13 protein-coding genes are annotated in these 17,342 nt (G+C 53.2%); all 13 read right to left on the bottom strand.

Annotation, left to right across the window (positions count from 1 at the left end):
- Nucleotides 1-2: 2 nt before the first annotated feature.
- The 13 genes from C5Y83_RS10210 to C5Y83_RS10150 all read right to left on the bottom strand — a co-directional run bounded on the left by C5Y83_RS10210 (nucleotide 3) and on the right by C5Y83_RS10150 (nucleotide 17,107).
- Complete coding sequence (locus C5Y83_RS10210) at nucleotides 3-503, bottom strand: GtrA family protein (protein WP_158262312.1); 501 nt, start codon at nucleotides 501-503, stop codon at nucleotides 3-5.
- A complete protein-coding gene (locus C5Y83_RS10205; protein WP_158262311.1) occupies nucleotides 463-1,251 on the bottom strand; it encodes an NTP transferase domain-containing protein in 789 nt (262 codons plus the stop codon). Before C5Y83_RS10205 ends, C5Y83_RS10210 begins: the two co-directional genes overlap by 41 nt.
- Nucleotides 1,248-2,798 (bottom strand): histidine phosphatase family protein, encoded by a 1,551-nt coding sequence (locus C5Y83_RS10200; RefSeq protein WP_105329567.1) that lies wholly within the window; start codon nucleotides 2,796-2,798, stop codon nucleotides 1,248-1,250. Before C5Y83_RS10200 ends, C5Y83_RS10205 begins: the two co-directional genes overlap by 4 nt.
- Nucleotides 2,785-3,432: a 2'-5' RNA ligase family protein gene (locus tag C5Y83_RS10195; RefSeq protein ID WP_105329566.1), complete on the bottom strand. Its 648-nt coding sequence runs from the start codon at nucleotides 3,430-3,432 to the stop codon at nucleotides 2,785-2,787. The genes C5Y83_RS10200 and C5Y83_RS10195 overlap by 14 nt, the downstream gene beginning before the upstream one ends.
- Before the next feature lie 6 nt (nucleotides 3,433-3,438).
- Nucleotides 3,439-4,098: an L-ribulose-5-phosphate 4-epimerase gene (locus C5Y83_RS10190; RefSeq protein ID WP_105329565.1), complete on the bottom strand. Its 660-nt coding sequence runs from the start codon at nucleotides 4,096-4,098 to the stop codon at nucleotides 3,439-3,441.
- A 184-nt stretch (nucleotides 4,099-4,282) separates the two neighbouring features.
- Nucleotides 4,283-5,353 (bottom strand): GtrA family protein, encoded by a 1,071-nt coding sequence (locus C5Y83_RS10185; RefSeq protein WP_105329564.1) that lies wholly within the window; start codon nucleotides 5,351-5,353, stop codon nucleotides 4,283-4,285.
- A gap of 64 nt (nucleotides 5,354-5,417) precedes the next feature.
- The gene (locus C5Y83_RS10180; protein WP_105329563.1) at nucleotides 5,418-6,602 is read right to left on the bottom strand and encodes a glycosyltransferase family 4 protein; all 1,185 of its coding nucleotides are present in this window, start codon (nucleotides 6,600-6,602) and stop codon (nucleotides 5,418-5,420) included.
- On the bottom strand, nucleotides 6,592-7,731 hold the full coding sequence (locus tag C5Y83_RS10175; protein WP_105329562.1) for a DUF4214 domain-containing protein: 1,140 nt from the start codon (nucleotides 7,729-7,731) through the stop codon (nucleotides 6,592-6,594). Before C5Y83_RS10175 ends, C5Y83_RS10180 begins: the two co-directional genes overlap by 11 nt.
- Before the next feature lie 10 nt (nucleotides 7,732-7,741).
- Nucleotides 7,742-9,388: a hypothetical protein gene (locus tag C5Y83_RS10170; protein WP_105329561.1), complete on the bottom strand. Its 1,647-nt coding sequence runs from the start codon at nucleotides 9,386-9,388 to the stop codon at nucleotides 7,742-7,744.
- Nucleotides 9,389-9,508: 120 nt separating this feature from the next.
- Nucleotides 9,509-11,212, bottom strand: coding sequence for a hypothetical protein (locus tag C5Y83_RS10165; RefSeq protein WP_105329560.1), 1,704 nt, complete (start codon nucleotides 11,210-11,212; stop codon nucleotides 9,509-9,511).
- Nucleotides 11,209-13,773, bottom strand: coding sequence for a glycosyltransferase (locus C5Y83_RS10160; protein ID WP_158262310.1), 2,565 nt, complete (start codon nucleotides 13,771-13,773; stop codon nucleotides 11,209-11,211). The genes C5Y83_RS10165 and C5Y83_RS10160 overlap by 4 nt, the downstream gene beginning before the upstream one ends.
- Before the next feature lie 4 nt (nucleotides 13,774-13,777).
- On the bottom strand, nucleotides 13,778-14,812 hold the full coding sequence (locus C5Y83_RS10155) for a methyltransferase domain-containing protein (RefSeq protein WP_105329558.1): 1,035 nt from the start codon (nucleotides 14,810-14,812) through the stop codon (nucleotides 13,778-13,780).
- A gap of 249 nt (nucleotides 14,813-15,061) precedes the next feature.
- Entirely contained in the window at nucleotides 15,062-17,107 is a 2,046-nt protein-coding gene (locus C5Y83_RS10150) for an acyltransferase family protein (protein ID WP_105329557.1), read from the bottom strand.
- Nucleotides 17,108-17,342: the final 235 nt, after the last annotated feature.

Here is a 17,342-nt window from a genome sequence, read left to right as displayed (position 1 = left end):
TACTAGGCAGCATTCCGTTCGGTGCTTGCTGGGTCGAACGCTTGTTCGAGCGGAAGCACGGATGGGGTGTTTGCTGCGGGGCTGTGACTTTCGCGAAACGCGAGAAACTTCATGCCAACAAAGTTTGATACGGTCGTGACGCCAGTTGCCAGAAAGAAGCCGAGCAAGCGGTACTCGTCTCCGGCCAACGATAAAACAAGCCGATTGATTCCGATGTTGATTCCCAGCGTGCAGGCATAAATCAGCACGTACAACAACGGCTCAGAAAGCGAGCGTTGTTTCGATTCGAATGTCCACAGCTTATTGCCCCAGAAACCAAAGATCATGCCGCAAAGGTAGCTGATTCCCTTGGCAAGATCTGGGGAAAGGGCCGAGAACGAAGTGATCAGTGCGTAGCAAAGTCCATCGATGGCGACCGAACTGCCACCTATCACAATGAAACGCACGATCTGTGTCGAGACCTCAGGCCGCGTGTTTTCGCTGCATTTGCTGCTGTTGGACAAAGTACTTCTCCCATCGCTGGTAGTCCCGCAACTCTTCCGGGGTTCCCCAGCCGATGTACTTCTCGACCTCGAACGTACCAAAGCGATTGCCAGCGGCGATCATACCGTTAGGGACGACGTCGAGGTAAAACTCGTTGTTAATGCGTTGGTTGGAAGCTACCAAAGAATCGATCGCGTTGAACAGAGCGAACGCCGAGCGGAACCAAAAGAAACCGCTGACAACGTGATCGTTCAGCAGATCCTCAGAGATGGGCTTCTTACACGAGATGTTGGTGACTTGCTGTCCGTTGCTCTCGACTCCAACCCAGCCGTAGCTGGTTGGCTTCGGCAGCACTCGATTGTCGCCACGATAGGTCCAGACTAAACCGTCCCACTGACCCGAACTGGTATCGCGATGAAAGACTTCGGAATCGTAAACGTGCGTATTGTCGCATGCGGCGACTAGGACATCAGTATCTTCGGCGAAGGCTTCAGCGGCGAGACGAACCGTGCACGCTTGCCCGTCGGTCAGACCAGGAACGATCACGATCTCGCAAGTCGGAAAGTGATGCTTTAGAACTTGATCGATTTGGAAGTTAGCAACGTGATCAGCGTGAACTAAAAAGACAACGCGTTCGGCCGCAGGCAGGTCACGGATCGCACGCACAACCATCGGTAGTCCGTTGACTGGGATCAATGGTTTCGGCAAAGTGTAGCCAGCGCTGGAGAAACGAGATCCGGCTCCGGCCATCGGGACGATGATGTTCATGACGCGTTCGCTGCTCGGGCAAAGTTTTGAAAGATCGCGCGTTCGACTTCTGGTGATAGATCGATGAACACGCCATGCTCGCGTGTTTGCACAAATGTGATTGGGGCGAGGTGTGGAATCCGTAGGCGATACCATTGATCTGCCGGGATGCCCATGGCTTGCCCGACCAGACAACGTAGCACAACGTTGTGCGTACAGGTTACGGTATCGTCGCCGCTTTCTTGCCAAATCTCTTGCATGACTGAGGTTGCTCGCGACAGTACGTCGGACGTGGACTCACCGCCTGGGAAAGGCGGATCTTCACCTCGCAGCCAGGCTTGGAATAGGGCAGGATGTTGGTTTCGTGCGGCCTGTACGGTTTGACCTTCGCAGGCCCCATAGTCGATCTCTTGGAGGCGATCGTCGAGGGTGACCCGATCAGCCGAAGTCGCGGCTGCCAAAGATTGTTGACATCGAGCCAGAGGCGAACTGTAGTGCTTCGGCGATTCCAATGTATTGATGGCCGCCTGAAGCAAAGTTAGTTGCTCAGACTTGAGTGGTAGGATGTCGGGATTACTTCGGCCAACGAACCGAACGCTTCCCTCAGTGGTCGAATTCAGTGGTGTTTCGGCGTGACGAAACACGATGTGCCGAGTTGCCTCTCCTTGGAAGACTCGTCGAAACTGCCGTTCAAATGTCGCTACGAACGCTTCGATACGTTCATCAAGGTCCGCAACCGGAGGATCGAATTGCAGTTTTTGCTTTCGTTCGGCCAACTCAGCAAAGAGTTCACGAATCGAATCCTCCTCATCCGGAAAGTAGCTGAAGAAACGGAATTCGAGTTCCGTACGCGTCAGGTCTTCGTTATTTCGGTCCAACAGTTTGACGATGTTCTTCATCAAAAAGCGGATGATATGATACGCGAACTCGTGCTGGTCGCGCGTCGTCATCGGTTTCAGGCACTTCTTTTCTTCATAGCCGACGTCGTTGCAGATCAGTTCGCGGTACGAGACAACCCGTTCGCGATAGTCTTTCAGGTAGTCGGAGATACTTCGGCGGGCACTGACGAAATGTCGTGGCTGCAAGGCAAAGGTCGGATAAACCGAAGCCATGCTCGCCCCGCGATAGTATTCCGACGATTGCCAGTCGAAACAAGTGAACGGGCTTTGGATGACGTGTTCGACATGACCGTCCCGCGAGTACGGCATCAAGTGTAGCACTGCCGTTTGAGGATCGTTGAATTTCAACGGACCCAACGTCGGATTGATTCGAAGGTTCCAATCGCGAGCACGCAAAACAGGTTCGAGTGCGGCACGAAAATGCGTTTGCAGTTGCGTGAAGCGATCGTTATCGAGGCGATCGACAATCACGATGAAGTCGATATCGCTGATCCCTTCTAGGCCGTTAGCATTCAGGAAGCTGCCAGTTATGGTGGCAGAAAGAATCCAAGGATGCTTGTCGACGGTCTCCCACAGCGACGTGATGATCTCACGTTTCAGGGGAGGAAGGTGTGCCAGACTGGTTTCATGTCTGGCCTGGTTCGTCTTCTTGGTATCAAGCAGAGACATTCTCGACTCGCTTCAAGTCAAACGTTGAGATCGGATGAGACTCGCCGTCGATCACGCGATAGTGAGTTAGCGACGAACAAACCGAAACGCCGGCGGGTGGATTATTCCACAGTGCGTCACGAACGGTTTCCCAAGCAGCTGGATCGATCGAGGCGATCGTAAAATGTGGATGCCAATCGCTACCCATGAAGGGGAAGCCAACGCTGCGAACGGCTTCCTGTTGCACTGTGCTAAACTTATCAAAAGCTGAGGCATAACGGGCGAAGGTGGCTTCGGTATCGTACGCGCCTGCCAATGCTTGGGCGATTTGGCTCTGCAAAGTTCGCAGGTACGCCTGAGACTGAGGCGTAAAGTCGACGACCAAAGTACGACGCTGAGTCATAGGGTCGGCGTCGAATACATGCCAACCGGTGATATCGATCTCGAAGGCATCAAGCTTGGCAGCCAACTTCGAGGCAGCTTCGCCCGCCTTCTTACCATCGGCAAAGCATGCCAGGTACGCGGTCATGTGAGGCGGCTCGGCGAGATACTGCTGATCGCCGACTAGTTCGCGCACCTGGGCTTTGTACCCGTCGATAATCTTGGAAAACGACGGCGACGGATCGATCGAGATGAAGTCGGTTACCGGAGGCATAGCTGGTTAGGCGGCCTTTCGTTGGCCATATCGATTCTGATAACGGTCGTGATATTTGGCTGCCGATTCCATCGAGAGAATACGGGGCTCGCCCAACTGCTTGGCCAGGAAGACTGTCTTGGCGACGTCCTCGGTCATAATGGCCGCTTTCAGGGCTGCTTGGGGAGTTGGTCCCCACGCGAATACGCCATGGTTGGCCAGCAAGATTGCTGGAGCTTTGCCGCGATGCTTGAGGATGCTCAGGCCGATTGATTCTTCATCGCATTCGGCGAACGGAGCACAAGGGATTTCACCACCGAACTCGTCAGCAATAGCCGTCAAGCAAAGTGGAATGTTCGAGTTGATTGCCGCGAAAGAGCTGGCGTAATTGCTGTGCGTGTGAATGATGCCGCCCAGTTCCGGCAAGTTGCGGTACAGCATCAAGTGGTGAGGCAAGTCGACGCTTGGGCGAAGGTCGCCAGAGATCACCTCGCCGCTGGCCACATCGACTTCGACGAGCATGTCCGGCGTAAGAGCTTCATAGTCGACGCCAGATGGCTTAATGACCAAGTGACCAGACTCGCGATCGAGTCCGCTCGCATTGCCAGAGTGCATTGTCACTAGCCCGGATTGCAGCAACATCTTGTTGGCATGACAAACCGCGGCTCGCAGTTCTTGAGGACACATAATGACAATCCTCTCCATGGAATCGGATTGGGGGAAAAACGTTGATGGGCGGGCGATCGCAATCCTTGCATTTTCGCCCCGTTTTCGAGAATCGGACGATAGTTAAATTCCAATATTGCCGAAAGAGCAGTTGCGAATTTAAATCCGATCTTGTGGATCACCCCAGGCCTTCAAACTACTTGGTTTAGGCAGCCTTCTTAGCCGGGAAGTGGGAACTACGTCGAATCTCGTGCACTGCTAGCAGCGGATTATCGGCTCGTAAAACAGCTGAGGCTGAAACGACATACTTAGCTTCGATGTCAGCAATGTTGCCTGGATTCACACCCCCGTCAAACATCAGCTCGAAGCCGTAACGACCGCGAACTGAGTTAAGAATGGTGACCAACTCAATTGCTTCCGGGCATGTCTTTTGACCTGATTGTCCAGGCTTGGCGATGCCTAAAATCATCACGAAGTCAACGTGTGGCAAGTACTGCATCAGTTGGCTTTGTTGGTTGCCCAATCGCCAAACGATGCCCACCTTCTTCTTCTTTTCGCGACACGAGAAGATCAGGTCATATAAACTGTCTTCACAGTCGAGGTGGAATAGGAACCAGTCGGCATCGTTCCAAGCTGCCGGCAACCAACGGGACGGTTGGCTGCTCATCACGTGTAGTGCGATTGGATGCGTTGGCCAAAGTTGTCGAGCTTGACGAAGTTTGAATAAGTTGACTGGTGCTGGATTCTCACCCATCGACTCATCCACTAGGTCGACGTGGACGTGATCGCAACTGCCTCCTACGGCACCAAAAATCATGTCAACGTCTTCATCCGCGGAAGCATAGACCGCGATACCTAGATTCCGTGCTTGATCGAATGTAAAGCAGCGATGAAGTCCGTAAGCGAACAGGAATAGTACGCCGGCCGTCGCCATACGTTGCCACCAGTAATTCGATTCGTTGGTATCGTGCAGATAGTAAATGACGGCCATGTTCAACGAGAACGACAGCACGGAGATCGCTGCGTACTTCATGAACGTGCTGGCCAAATACTTCGGAGCGACTTGAAAGTTGAGCTTCGCGTTCAATAAGTAGCCGACCCCAATCCCGCAAGCCAACGCCAAGCCAGCGCGGACCGGACGAGGCCACTCAGTGGGGATCACGGCGTACATCAATGCCAGTTCCAGGCAGATCGAGACAAAGCCAATCAGAATGAAGCCGACGAGGTATCGGGAGCGATACCACGTTGTCATAAAACGGTGTCGGAGTGTCTGCATGGTAGTTCTCGACTAGAAGGCATGATCGGATCGGGATAAGGGGAACGACACGCTCCGTGCAATATTAGGCGGCCATTGCCGAGGTACGAAAGCAAGAGAGCGTGCGGACGTAATCTTGGATCGCCTGTTCGAAGGAACATGACGTTTCAGCGTACACGCGACATTGTGCTCGCCATTGGTTCAATTGTTCGCGGCTCGTGCTGACTTGATTGAATCGGTGAATCAAGCCGCTCAGCATTCCTTCGCGTTCGATGGGCAGCTTGTCAACGCATGGCGGTAGCTCGGCGTACCAGCCGACATTATTCACAATTGTCGGAAGTCCAAGTTGGAGGGCCCGCGATACGACCGCGCTGGTTTCGCCCATCGTTGGGAATCGCAATGAAACGCAGATGTCGACTTGATTCATCCACGCCAGGAATTGGTCTTCCGAGAGTCGACCATGAAAGGTGATGTCGTTCGTGATACCCAGCGATTCGACGTATTCAGGGAGATCTTTCGAGCCTCCTTCCAGCGCACCCGCAATGTGCAGATGAACTCGTTTGCCCTCTGCATTGCAGGCTTTAACCGCTTCGGCGATGACATCGACATGTTTGTGCGGCTGCACCATGCCGAAGGCGCCTAGCTGAAGAACTTCACCATTGTTGTATTGCGCCGGAGGATGCATGTTGAGATACGCTTGGCGAACCTGGCGAGTATGCAAGCTAGGGACGCGTTTTTGAACCGCTTGTTGAGCGTATCGCGAATGAACGATGCAACCGGTCGCGTGTTCAAGCACCGGGTCGAAGAACGGAACCTCATTAACGTAGGGACTGTCCCAGAATCCTTGATTGTTCAGTTCGTTGTATGTTTGAACACGCTCGGCAATCTGGGACCCGTACCATGCCCGCAAGACACGGTAATAGTCCTGGGTATCATCACGGTACAAGAAGTACGCGATCAAGTGGTGCAGGGCGGGGTCGTGCAGATGGACTACGCCAGGGTTCTCGAACAAGACAGGAAGCTGCTCGCCGTGAAAGGAACTGCAGTTTCCCATCTGGTAAACAACTTGATCGTAAGGATAGTTCCCCGGGAACTTGTCCAGGTCTTGGATCTTAACCCCTGAGATCGTTCGCGAAGGCTTCGTACAGGTAGTGAAGACATCAAGTTCGATTCCCGCGTGGGCTAATCCGTTTGCGAGGTCGTAGGCATAATCGGCGATCCCCGTTCGCTGATCTGGCCATGGAGTAATCAGGGCGAGTTTACGAATCACAGTTGTTCTCCGATGCCATCCGCTTCTGACCAACCAAGATGACCGAAGTAGAAAGGTTTTCGTCGTTCCCAGAGGAAGACTGGGGAACTATGTTGAATCCACAAGCCGTCAAAGCCGATTCGAGACGTAAGCGGGCGAAAGCCAGATCGACTGCTTCCTCTTGAATTACAACCAGACCAGAATCGCTCAAGGAGCGATGAACAAGAGTCAGGCCATGAATCACTTCCCGGTCCGTCAAATAGAACAATCGGGAGTCAAGCACTATGCCTCCGCACGAGCCGTCCGCCAAGAGACCAAGCGAGGATCGGACATCGTACGGCTCCGCTTCTGCGGGAGTGCCGATCGTGGCGACTTCGAAACCAGCGTTGTGACAACCTCTTGCGACGTCGTGCGGATGCTCTCCGAAGACCGCCCAGTTGCAAAGCACGTTCGGGTCGCGAGCGATCGAGTCTGGCAGCGATTGCTTGAGTTGTAGAATGGCCCGCTCAAGCTTGGTGGGAGGGAGTTGGGCTAAGCCCGCACCGAGCATCTTGTTCATGGCTTCGAGTTTGGCATCGATCTCACTCGTTTGGATTTGCGAGTTCATTGCTAGACGCGGCGAGGAAGCTTGCGTGCTTCGAAGCTGAATGCGAATTTGTCGCAACTCGAATTCGATCTGCTCCGCAATCTCGACGCTATTATCAGCCAAGTAGGCAAGTTTGCGTTCGGTGGTATTTACTCGGTCGCTTAGCGAAGTCTTCGGTAAACGCGACTTCGACGAGAAAAATCGCTTCCACCAAGGTATTTTTCTCTTCGGAATGACATGCGTTCCGGTGGTATTGTCGTTCAGGCCAAGAACGCGGACGTTGCGTTGCCGACCTTCACGCGAACGCGCGATGCCGTAGATGACATCGGTCCGTGATAGTGATCCATCTTGCAGGCGTCCTAGCCAGTTGTTGATACAGTTCTGGCTCGCCGGTCGATGAACGAGGCGGCGGTAAGCGTTTCGCAAAAAGTCGATATCGTCCGACGGAGTCAGCAGGATGTCGATATCGACATCTCTTTGGGCTTGCTCGCGCAGGCGGTCGATCGGCAGCAGGTTGGCCATCAATCCAGCACGTACGTTCTGGATGGTCGTTTCACTGCACATGTAAGTGGTCCTAACGATTGGCGGGGGTTAAATCTGGGTTGTCCAATTCGCGCGAGGCAGTGTAAGCGGCAGCGTCCTGTCCTGGGATTACCGAAACCGTGTACTTTACGGAGTTTCGGAAGAACCAAGAGCCTTGAGCCACGCTGTAGCGGTTGTTGTTGTTCGTTTCATTCTTGAGACGGTCGTTCTTGTAGACCGGCAGATCGAATTCGCTGGTTGCCGAGCCTTGGGCGATAAACTCTTCAATGTCCTTTCGCCTTTGGTCGTAGTCAGGCACAAAGCGATACATGTCGAAGTCGTAGTTGTCGAGCACCATCAGATCGACATTGGAGGGCAGGGGATCTTTAAAGAGGATGTTCTTCTTATGGTCACCGACCGCCGATTGGAAACGCTCGGAGATGACGATCGTCGCGCCAGACGGCAACTGAGCGATTTCATTACGTAGCTGTGCTTCGACTTCAAAGAACGAGGCAGGGCCATGGTTCAGAACGCGTGTCGCCAGGAACGAACTGCCATTTAGCAGTGTCACCACAACAATCGAACCAGCGGCGAATCGAATCGCCTTGTTCCGCGTAGGATCGCTTGCCAAGAAGCAGAGAATACCAATTGCATAGATTGCCACGATGGGAGAATACGTCGGATTGAAGTAGCCCGAAGCATAAAACATGCCGAGTGTCAGCAGTGGGATCGAAGCGACAAACCGTGCTTCCCAAGTTCGCATCAACAGCGGCAGCGGAAGGGCAATTGCCCAGATCGTCGTCGCAATCAAACAGTGCGAGATACTGGGGATCGACTGAAACGAGACGAGTGAGTCCCACAAGTTCGTGTTCGCTGCCGAGTCATTCAGAAATTGAGGGCTATTCCAAAAGACGTTCACCAGAAAGTCTTTGATAGATGGCTTGGCTGCTGCGGCGTCGCCAACGCCGCCAGGCAGAAGGGCCACAGGAGTTTCCAAGATCCACCCACGAACAATCCGGTTGGCGAAAAAGCCTACGGCCAGCATTCCGGCGGCACATCCTGAGAACGTGAGTCCCAAGTGTTGTCGACCAAACAGTGCGAGGTACAAAACCAGGAAGAACGCAGGAAAGACGCTGAGCAGGTGATTCATTGGCAGCGCGAACAAGGCTACCAGAAGCAACCCACCAAACATGTAGCTCTTCTGAAAGCGAAGTTCGGCCAAGCACCAACAAGCCAGACTCGTGACCGCGACCCAGGAGATTTCTGGACGGACGCGAAGGATGGTGAAAACGCCTTGATACGAAATCGCAACCGAAAGGGGTACTAGCACTGCTAGCAGGATCGGTTGTGTCGGAATCAGTCTCTGGAGTGTTTTGGTTAGCGAGAATATAAGCAAGCAACCAAACGCCAGCGAAGCCAAACGTGCCGACAGCGGCGTAGGATCGCCCCAGCCCGACGCGAGATATGCGCCGTGAAACACGAGGCCTGAGTCGTTACTGGTGCTGACCGGAACGCCTGTCAGATAGATCGCCTCATCCGCATGGAAGTCGATACGCGGAATTGCGACCGCTAAAAGGCAGGCAGCCAAGGCTGTCGTGAGCAATGGGAGGACCCACAGCGTGAATTGAGGCTGTCGCCAGAAGCGGGTGTTCGACGTAGGCTTCTGTGCGTCATTTGACGACAAAGCGTTGCTGTCCATCGCATGCATCCTTGTTCGCGACGACCGATTTAGCACTGAGAAACGAGTTTTCGCAGCGTATATTAGATCAAGTCGCAATCTCGGCCAATACGAATTGAATGCAGCGTTAGCATGCGTCTGCTAGTACGTTTTGTTAGGCGATTCGAGTGACGCCTGACGAACGCTATCAACGGCTTCTTCCGTTGACAGCGAACCAGTCGTGGTCAGCTCGTAAACTAACGTAAAAGGCAGATCGAGAAGTTGCGTGCAGGTCGTACCTGGCGGGGACTTGGGAATGATGTTATCCCGCGAAAATGTCGGCATATCGCCAACAGCGTGCTTCGCTGATAGACGTTTCGAGAGGACCAAAAGGACCGATTTTCCTTCCGTCCCGTTTTCGCCCAGTTTAAAGATTTCTGACAACGCAAGTGCTTCCACGCCGCGGCCCCCGCTCGTACGAGGATCCTTAGGTCCCGACTTGTCCCCCGTGAATGCGGGGAAGCTTGGTGGACTCATCTGAACGATATCGGTTTCCGGTGAGGTTGGGAATGTTAGCCCCCCGACGTGGGAGACTTCCCAGTAGTCGATTACCCGATCGTAGTGACGATCTTTGATCTTATCATCAATGGCCAATTGCACCTCGTCGAGTTGCGTGAGTGCAATTGCCTGTTGCGATTTCATCTCGTAGCGGCCCAGCACTGCTGGAATCTGGTAAATCACGTTGAGCGTAATTGCAGCCACGATTGCGGTCATCAGAACACGATTCGACGAATGTTCGTTGATCGACCACAAAATCGCGAGCACGATCATCGGAATGAATCCGAACCAATACCAACCCAACAAAGCTCCACTACTACAGATCATCAACCAGCAACCAAGAAAGGTAGCCAAAAGGATCGCGAAAACGCGCGGGCTTTTCAGTAAGAAGGCAGCACCCAGCAAGCCAATCGCCAGCGGACAAGGACCCCACTGAGCGAGACCGCCAGCGAAGACGCCGTCCCATCCCCACAATTGGTTGCTCAGGGCCAGCTTGGCAATGTCCCATCGCCATGCATTGTCTCGTGGTAGCAACGTGACATTGTAAAGGAATTCGTGGGGATCGAGCACGGCAACCGGGGCGCAAATGACGAATCCAACGCCCATCATGCCAACGGCATAAAGCATTTTCTTCATGACATCGAGCTTCGACTTATCTTCCCATACATTTGGCATACCAAACGCGATGAGAAAGGCGAACATGGCGCAGGGAAGGTAGGTGATCTTCAATGAGACCGCGCCACCGATCAACAGCCATGCGAGAGTCTCGGCAACAGCCGGCTTCGGAAACCAAGGTAGTCGCTCGTCACGCGAGGCCAGATAGAGCAGTAGGACGCCGAAGATTGATAAAGCCAGTGAAAAAGTTTCTGGACCCGTGACTTTGCCGAACCACCAGGCAATCGGCATCGATAGCCACAAGGCAGCCAAGAGGTAGCCTAAATAGCGCTGAACTGCGTTACCCACAGCGGCGATGGCCAAGGTCATGCTAATGAAGGCAGTGCACGAGAGGACTCGCATTCCCCATAGTCCATAGGGGCCCAGTTGATCGACCACGTTGACGTAAAGCGTCCAATAACTCGAGCCATAGCCAGCTCCATTGGGGCGAAACAGGAAGCTCCACATCGAGGCGTTTCGACTGTTGTCGGCCATCGTATCGCTCCAGATGAAAAAGCCAATTTCATCGGGAACAAACGCAGCAATGAAAGAGATATGAATCGTTAGGCAGGCCGCTCCTACGAGAAGCATTAATCCAGGAATGTGTCCCCAATTTTGAGTCAGCCAGGTCGGGAGTTGAAGTTTCGAGTTCACGCGGACTTCTTTCGATTCGTTTGTTCGCTGGGAGATTCAATCGCAGATGGAGAACAGGGAGCTGTCTTGCTTACTCGCAACACATTTTCCCGGAGCAAGCTCCAGTTTTGGGCAAGGTCGTCAGGTAATACTATTTGCGAGTCTGCGATGCAAGCGGTAATTCGATCGAACCACAACTGATCGTGTTCCCTGCGGCGTGCTAGCGTTTGAGAAACCGTAAACTCGAACTGAGGCAGGAAGTGATCGAGCGTATGATTCCCGCGGATGAATTCCCCAGCCGCCATCCGTACTTGTTCGGTCAGTTTCGGATGGTTGTTGATAAATAGGAGCATGTCGCGCAGATCATTCACTTCGTGTTGTGCCGCTCGAATCTCCCATATCGTTCCTTCGGGGAATTCCGATGCCTCGGCGGTGGTTGAAACAACGCAGTTCGCTTCGCTACCCATTGCAACGAGCAACTCGGGAGAGATCGCACTTCGCGTCGGATTATGAAGCTGAACACAGACATCGGCGGCAGTAGCAAGACTTCCGAGGTCTTCGACTGACAACTCGTCGACGAAATGAATGGTGAGGTCTGGCGGTAGTTCGAGGAAGCAGGTTGTTTGGGGAGGAGACGGAGACCCCGCAATGATGACGTGACATTGACGTCTCAGGTCGCTGGGGAGACCGGCAGCGGCCTCAAGCAGCGTATCTACCCGTCCAACCTGACCGTGAACACCTAAGGAAGCAATCACGAATGCATCTTTGGCAATTTCAAAACGCTCTCGCACTTCCTGGCGAGGCCGATTCTTATGAAATGGTCCGCTGTATTGTGGTATGAAGTTTACCGGGCAAGTCGAGTTCGCTTTTACCCGTTGCCACGCCCATCGGGAGTGAACAACTACGTAGTCGGCAAGCTGAAGGATGCGGTGGTTCAGCGGGGAAAGCTGATTAACCAGCTGCGGAGAAATTTGCCCCGCGACCAATAGATTTGCCAGTTCGACGTGCCCTTCATGGTGCAGAGTTTGTTCGAGTGAGAGGCCCCAGGACCCTCGATCGATGGCCGAATGAACTAGGTCTCCGAGAAAGTACTCGTGAAGGACAACCAGCCCACGATATTTTTGCAGCAGAGGCAACATGTAGCCGTGAAATGGATCGTTCCCCAAATGGTAAATGAATAGGTCGTACGGATGGGCCTTGTGGCGGTCACCCACTTCGCCATCGGATACCACCAAAAAACGATCGGCGAAATTCGAAGTCATCTCAGGGGCAGCGGAATCGACAATCAGTTCGATTTCAAATTGTTCCGACAGTTGCCCTAACAGATCTTCCGAGTAATTGGCGACCGGTGAAGATAGCGGAGGCAGTGGTGAAACCCAGGCTAATCGTGGGCGTTTAGGTTTCAATCGCGACGCCGTAGCCGGCTGCGTGATTGCCTTGGCCGCCCGCTGTGCAGTCTCGTGCCAGGTGAATTGACGTGTAAACTCTAATCGCTTTTCAAGGGACTGATCACGTGGTTCCGCGAGAGCCTGCTGAAGCGACTGCGACATTTGCTGGGGAGAATGAGGGTCGGCTAGGTACGACAATTGGCCCCCATACTCCGGAAGGGACGAATTGTTGGAGCAAACAACTGGAGCACCGCTCTGCAACGCCTCTAAAACCGGCAGCCCTAGTCCTTCGTAAAATGACGGAAAGAAGAACAAGCGGCAAGTCTGATACAACGCATGCAGTTCTTCCTCGCTGACCCAATCGGTTAGTTGGACCGTTTCAGTAAGTCCAGCTTCGGCAATGAGCTCAGCGTATTGTCGCTTATGGTCACCATGGAAACCGCACGTGATGACCAAGTGATGCCGCTGCTGTACGTCCTTGGGAAGCAGAGCATGCGCCTCGATCGCCCCTCTCATATTCTTGCGATAGTCGCAGCCACCGACGTATAAGATAAAATCTTCCTGCAGATCGAGTCGCCGCAGTTTCCTACGAGCATCTTCGTCAGCTGATGGCAGGGTGAAGTCACCACTGGTTGCTCCGCGGATGTTGACGACCTGAGGGGCATTGATGATTTCGAGGTCTGAGAAGTCTTTACGAGTTGACTGGGAGATGGCCAGCAAGAGATCCATCTGGCAGAGCTGCCGAAAGCGATGAGCATAAAGGGCCGCATCGTCGGGTCGCCAGAGATACTCTTGGTCGAAAAGAAGCGGAATTAAGTCGTACAGGATTGCGGCTGTCTTGGGCGGACGAACCTCGGTGAAGCAAGGGACGACAGCTTCATGTTCGAATATATTGCAAAATAAGCAGACATCGGCCGCTTGACTGCAAAGCCAATCGGCATAGTAAAGTTCGTTCAGCTCACGGTTGGCAGGGAATTGATAGCCACTTGCCAACGGTGGCGTAAAGCGACGAATGGAGAACTGGGACCGAACTTCCGCAATGATGGCTGGTAAGTGGGTGTTTTCAACGAGTTCAATTTGCCAATCCGGATACATCGAATGAATTTGGCAAATCAACGCTCTGGCATATCGACCAACCCCGCGATTACGCGAGTTTTGCGTCTGCAGTGCTTGGGCGTCAATCAACAGAAACAACGGATCAACCCTTTTCCATTGCGATGAGAATGATCGTTTGGGTCCGTTCAGCAGGAATATTCCCCTCAGACATCGCTCCGCCGGAAACAATATTCCAACAGCCTCCGGTCTCAAGTGCAAAGCTGGTTTCGTGAACATGGAAGGGACGCGTGATCGCTGCCATCAGCGACCAGTCGATCGAGGTTCTCTGAGGTGTCTCGAAAGGAGCAGTCAGTAAGAATTGTCCCCCTCGGCGTAGTGCTCGCAAAACTTCTTTCGTCATAGCAGGCGTTTCCGCTGGTTCGGACGGCTTGCTAAGCTTCGTGCATTCGATTGCGGATGGAGCAACGACCATATCGAAGCTGTCTGATGCGACCGGTAATTGATCCCCATGGATTTGAATCGTCGTCAATCGCGGATGACGAAGGGTGCTTGGCCGATCGTCGACACCTACTACCTCAAAACCAAGGCTGGCAAGTTCCAACGCAATCTTGGATTGGGCACATCCAAAAACAAGGACCCGAGCGGGTGGCTTAGGAAGATGGGAATGAACAAACAATGCTTCCATGGATTGGTCAGAAACGACGTGCGGCTCCTCGATTACCTTTCGTCCAACGACTGCTTCGTGGAAGGATTGCCGCTCGCTGGCAATAATCGCTTGGTAGCGGATCTCCAGGTCTTGGACGCGCTGCTCCGATCTCGCGATCAATTGCTGACAGACATCGAATTTATGCTGCATGTCCTCCGTTAGATGCGCGATCGCACGTTCTGCCTTTTTGCGCGAATAGAACGGCCATTTGTCAGCCAAGCGACGAACGCGACGCTTCCAACCAGCGTGGATCTTCTGAAGTGTTGAAATCGTTGGGGGCTCGACCGGAGTTGATTCGGTTTCCTTGGGCGTTTCTGGCTGGGGCTCTTCTTCGACGCGGGAATTCTCAGTTGCGACGGGATCGGGCGCTGGGGTGATGAACTTTCGTGCTTCCAAGCCATTTTGCATTGCCTTGGCCAGTTGTGCCGTGCGCTGCTTCGGAGATTCGGCTTGAGAATGTTGAGAGATCATAGTTCGGCTTGGGATTCGCGGTGTGCTAGTTCGAGAAATCTTGAAAGCCACTCATCGCGTTATTTGAGTTGGAACCGATACCGTCAAAAAAGACTGCTATCGTCCATCGCCCAGGTTCTCCCTTCTGACACGGAAGGAGGGAGATGGGAACCTCGTATGTCGGAGGCAAAATTCTAATGGGGGGGGCGAATGAGGGTCAAGATTGGTTTTTGCCGTACGAATCTCCACGATTTCGTAGTCGGCTAGGACTTATCGCGTGATCGATCCGGAAGTCGTTACATCCGCCTTTTCTGCCAAGCGAATTGCCTGCATGTCCTCGAAAAGAGGCACAAGTGTCGGTCGGAGCAGATTCTGAGCACCGAGCCGCGAGAGATGGTTACCATCTCGGTAAAAAGAACCTTCCAGCGAGCCAATAATCGAGCGATCCGAGTCATTGAAACAGCTGCCAGCTGGATCGAGAACATGAATCTGGCTACTGGCCGCGGCCAAGTGGTCGATGACATCGTTTGCCTGGCGTTGTCGCTGCAAGTGTTCTCGGCGCGTGACTCCGCTTGGAATCTCATAGCCAATGAAGCAGGCTCGAGGCATTTCCAGTTGGGGATTGCACGATTGTTCTGGAGGTTGTTTCAATATCCAGACGTGGCATCCGGCGTCTTCAAGCGAAGCGACTGTTCGCTGCATGGCGGCCTCAAAGACAGGCATTGCGGATTTTCCGTTTGGTGTCGGGTTGGCTTCATCGACCAGAATCTGTTGGTAACGGGCGAGCGTGTTCTCAGGGGGGCCGTCGATATAGGCGGACCATCGTCCCACGAGGATGACGTTTTTGGGCTTCCGCGACACAACGTAGTTCAACGCAGCATTTCCCCAAGCAAGTCCCTCTTTTCCAACATCAGCGACTTTCCAAACCCCTTGCAGCGGCGCGACGCCTGCCTTGACGACGAATTCGCCATTGACATTGTGTTGCTGGGTTAATTGCTCGAATAACGTAGCGACCATCATTCCGTGGCTGTCGCCAAGTAGTACGAAGTCGCATGAGTCGGCGAGCGGTAATGTGGTTTTGACGACATACGCTTTACCGTTTTTCAACTGTTCGGTCTCGGCGACGTATTTGTCGTAGCCATGTTTGAGCGTGATCATCTCACGAATTTGTGGTGGCAGTCTCTGCGGTAAACCCTGAGTTTGCACCACTACGAGAGCCAGACAAGCAATCGCCAGAGATACGGCAAATGCTGAGCCTGCGGTTTTCCAAACCGGTGTTTCCGAAAAGTGCTTGCGGAATGGTGTCTCGATGTATCGCCAGCTTAAGACGCCAGCCACAATGCTGCCCGCGAGTGCCAGAGTTGTTTGGAGCAGAGTAAGTTGGGGACCAAACAAGTAATGCATTGATGCCAGGATCGGCCAATGCCACAGGTAGAGCGAATAAGAGATCAAGCCAACAAAGACCAGCGAGCGATGCGATAATATCTTGACCAAGGACGTCGGTTTTTGGCAGCCGCACGCATAGATAAGCAGGGCAGTACCTAGAACCGGTACTAGTGCCGAGGTGCCCGGAAAGACCATTGAGGGATGATAAAACCAGCCACTACCTAGGATCGCAGCGAGTCCCAGCCACGCACACAATTCTCGCGCGGCATGAGGCCATCGTTGCGGAGCAGGAATGAACGCAACCAGAGCACCGACTAATAGTTCCCACATTCGTGTTGGTAGTAGGAAGAAAGTTAGCGTCGGGGATTGTGTCATCCCCCACACACTTAGCGCAAAGGATGCCAATGCCAATAACGCAAGGAGGGTGAACACGGCACGCTTGCCTAGCGGACGAAAAGCAACGAGCAACAGTGGATAGAAAAGGTAAAACTGTTCTTCAACGGCCAGGGACCAAGTGTGCAAAAGCGGTTGGGTTTCGGCGGGACCGGCAAAGTAGTCAAGCGAATAGCTGAAATAGACGTTTGCTAGCATCAATTGCTGGGCGAGCGCCGATTCCGCCAATTTGTGGAAGTCAGAAGGGAGAAAAAGGAAGAAGCCGGCGGTGAGAGTGACTAGCACCACCACGAGCGAAGCAGGTAAGATTCGGCGTATGCGTCGTTGCCAGAACGCTCCCATGCTAAAACGACCTTCATCTTGTCCTTTCAGAATCAGCCCGGTGATCAGGAAGCCGGAGATGACGAAGAAGACATCAACCCCAACAAAACCGCCTGTAAAACCGAGACGAGCATGAAATAGCAAGACGAGAACGACGGCAATTGCCCGTAGTCCGTCAATGTCGGGCCGATAGCGGAATTCGTTTTCCAAAGACATGAGCGTGGTCTTTCGGTCGAGCCAAATTGCAATGACAAAGCATTGCGTTCACTGATCGCATCAGTTGGGCATGTTAGACCGAAGAGAACCAACGTCAAACAGCAGTTTCCTTACGGATGCCTGACGTCGTTCGTGAAAACTTCCGAAAACGTTAAATTTGGCCCCATGCAAACCACGTGGAGGAAAGCTTCGTAAGCGAAACTCCTTTTGATATGAAAAGTCGCGAAATTAAGGG

This window comes from Blastopirellula marina (assembly GCF_002967765.1).
GTDB classification, from domain to species: domain Bacteria; phylum Planctomycetota; class Planctomycetia; order Pirellulales; family Pirellulaceae; genus Bremerella; species Bremerella marina_A.
The sequence above is the reverse complement of the archived record's forward strand: the minus strand, read 5'-3'. Positions and strand labels throughout refer to the sequence as shown.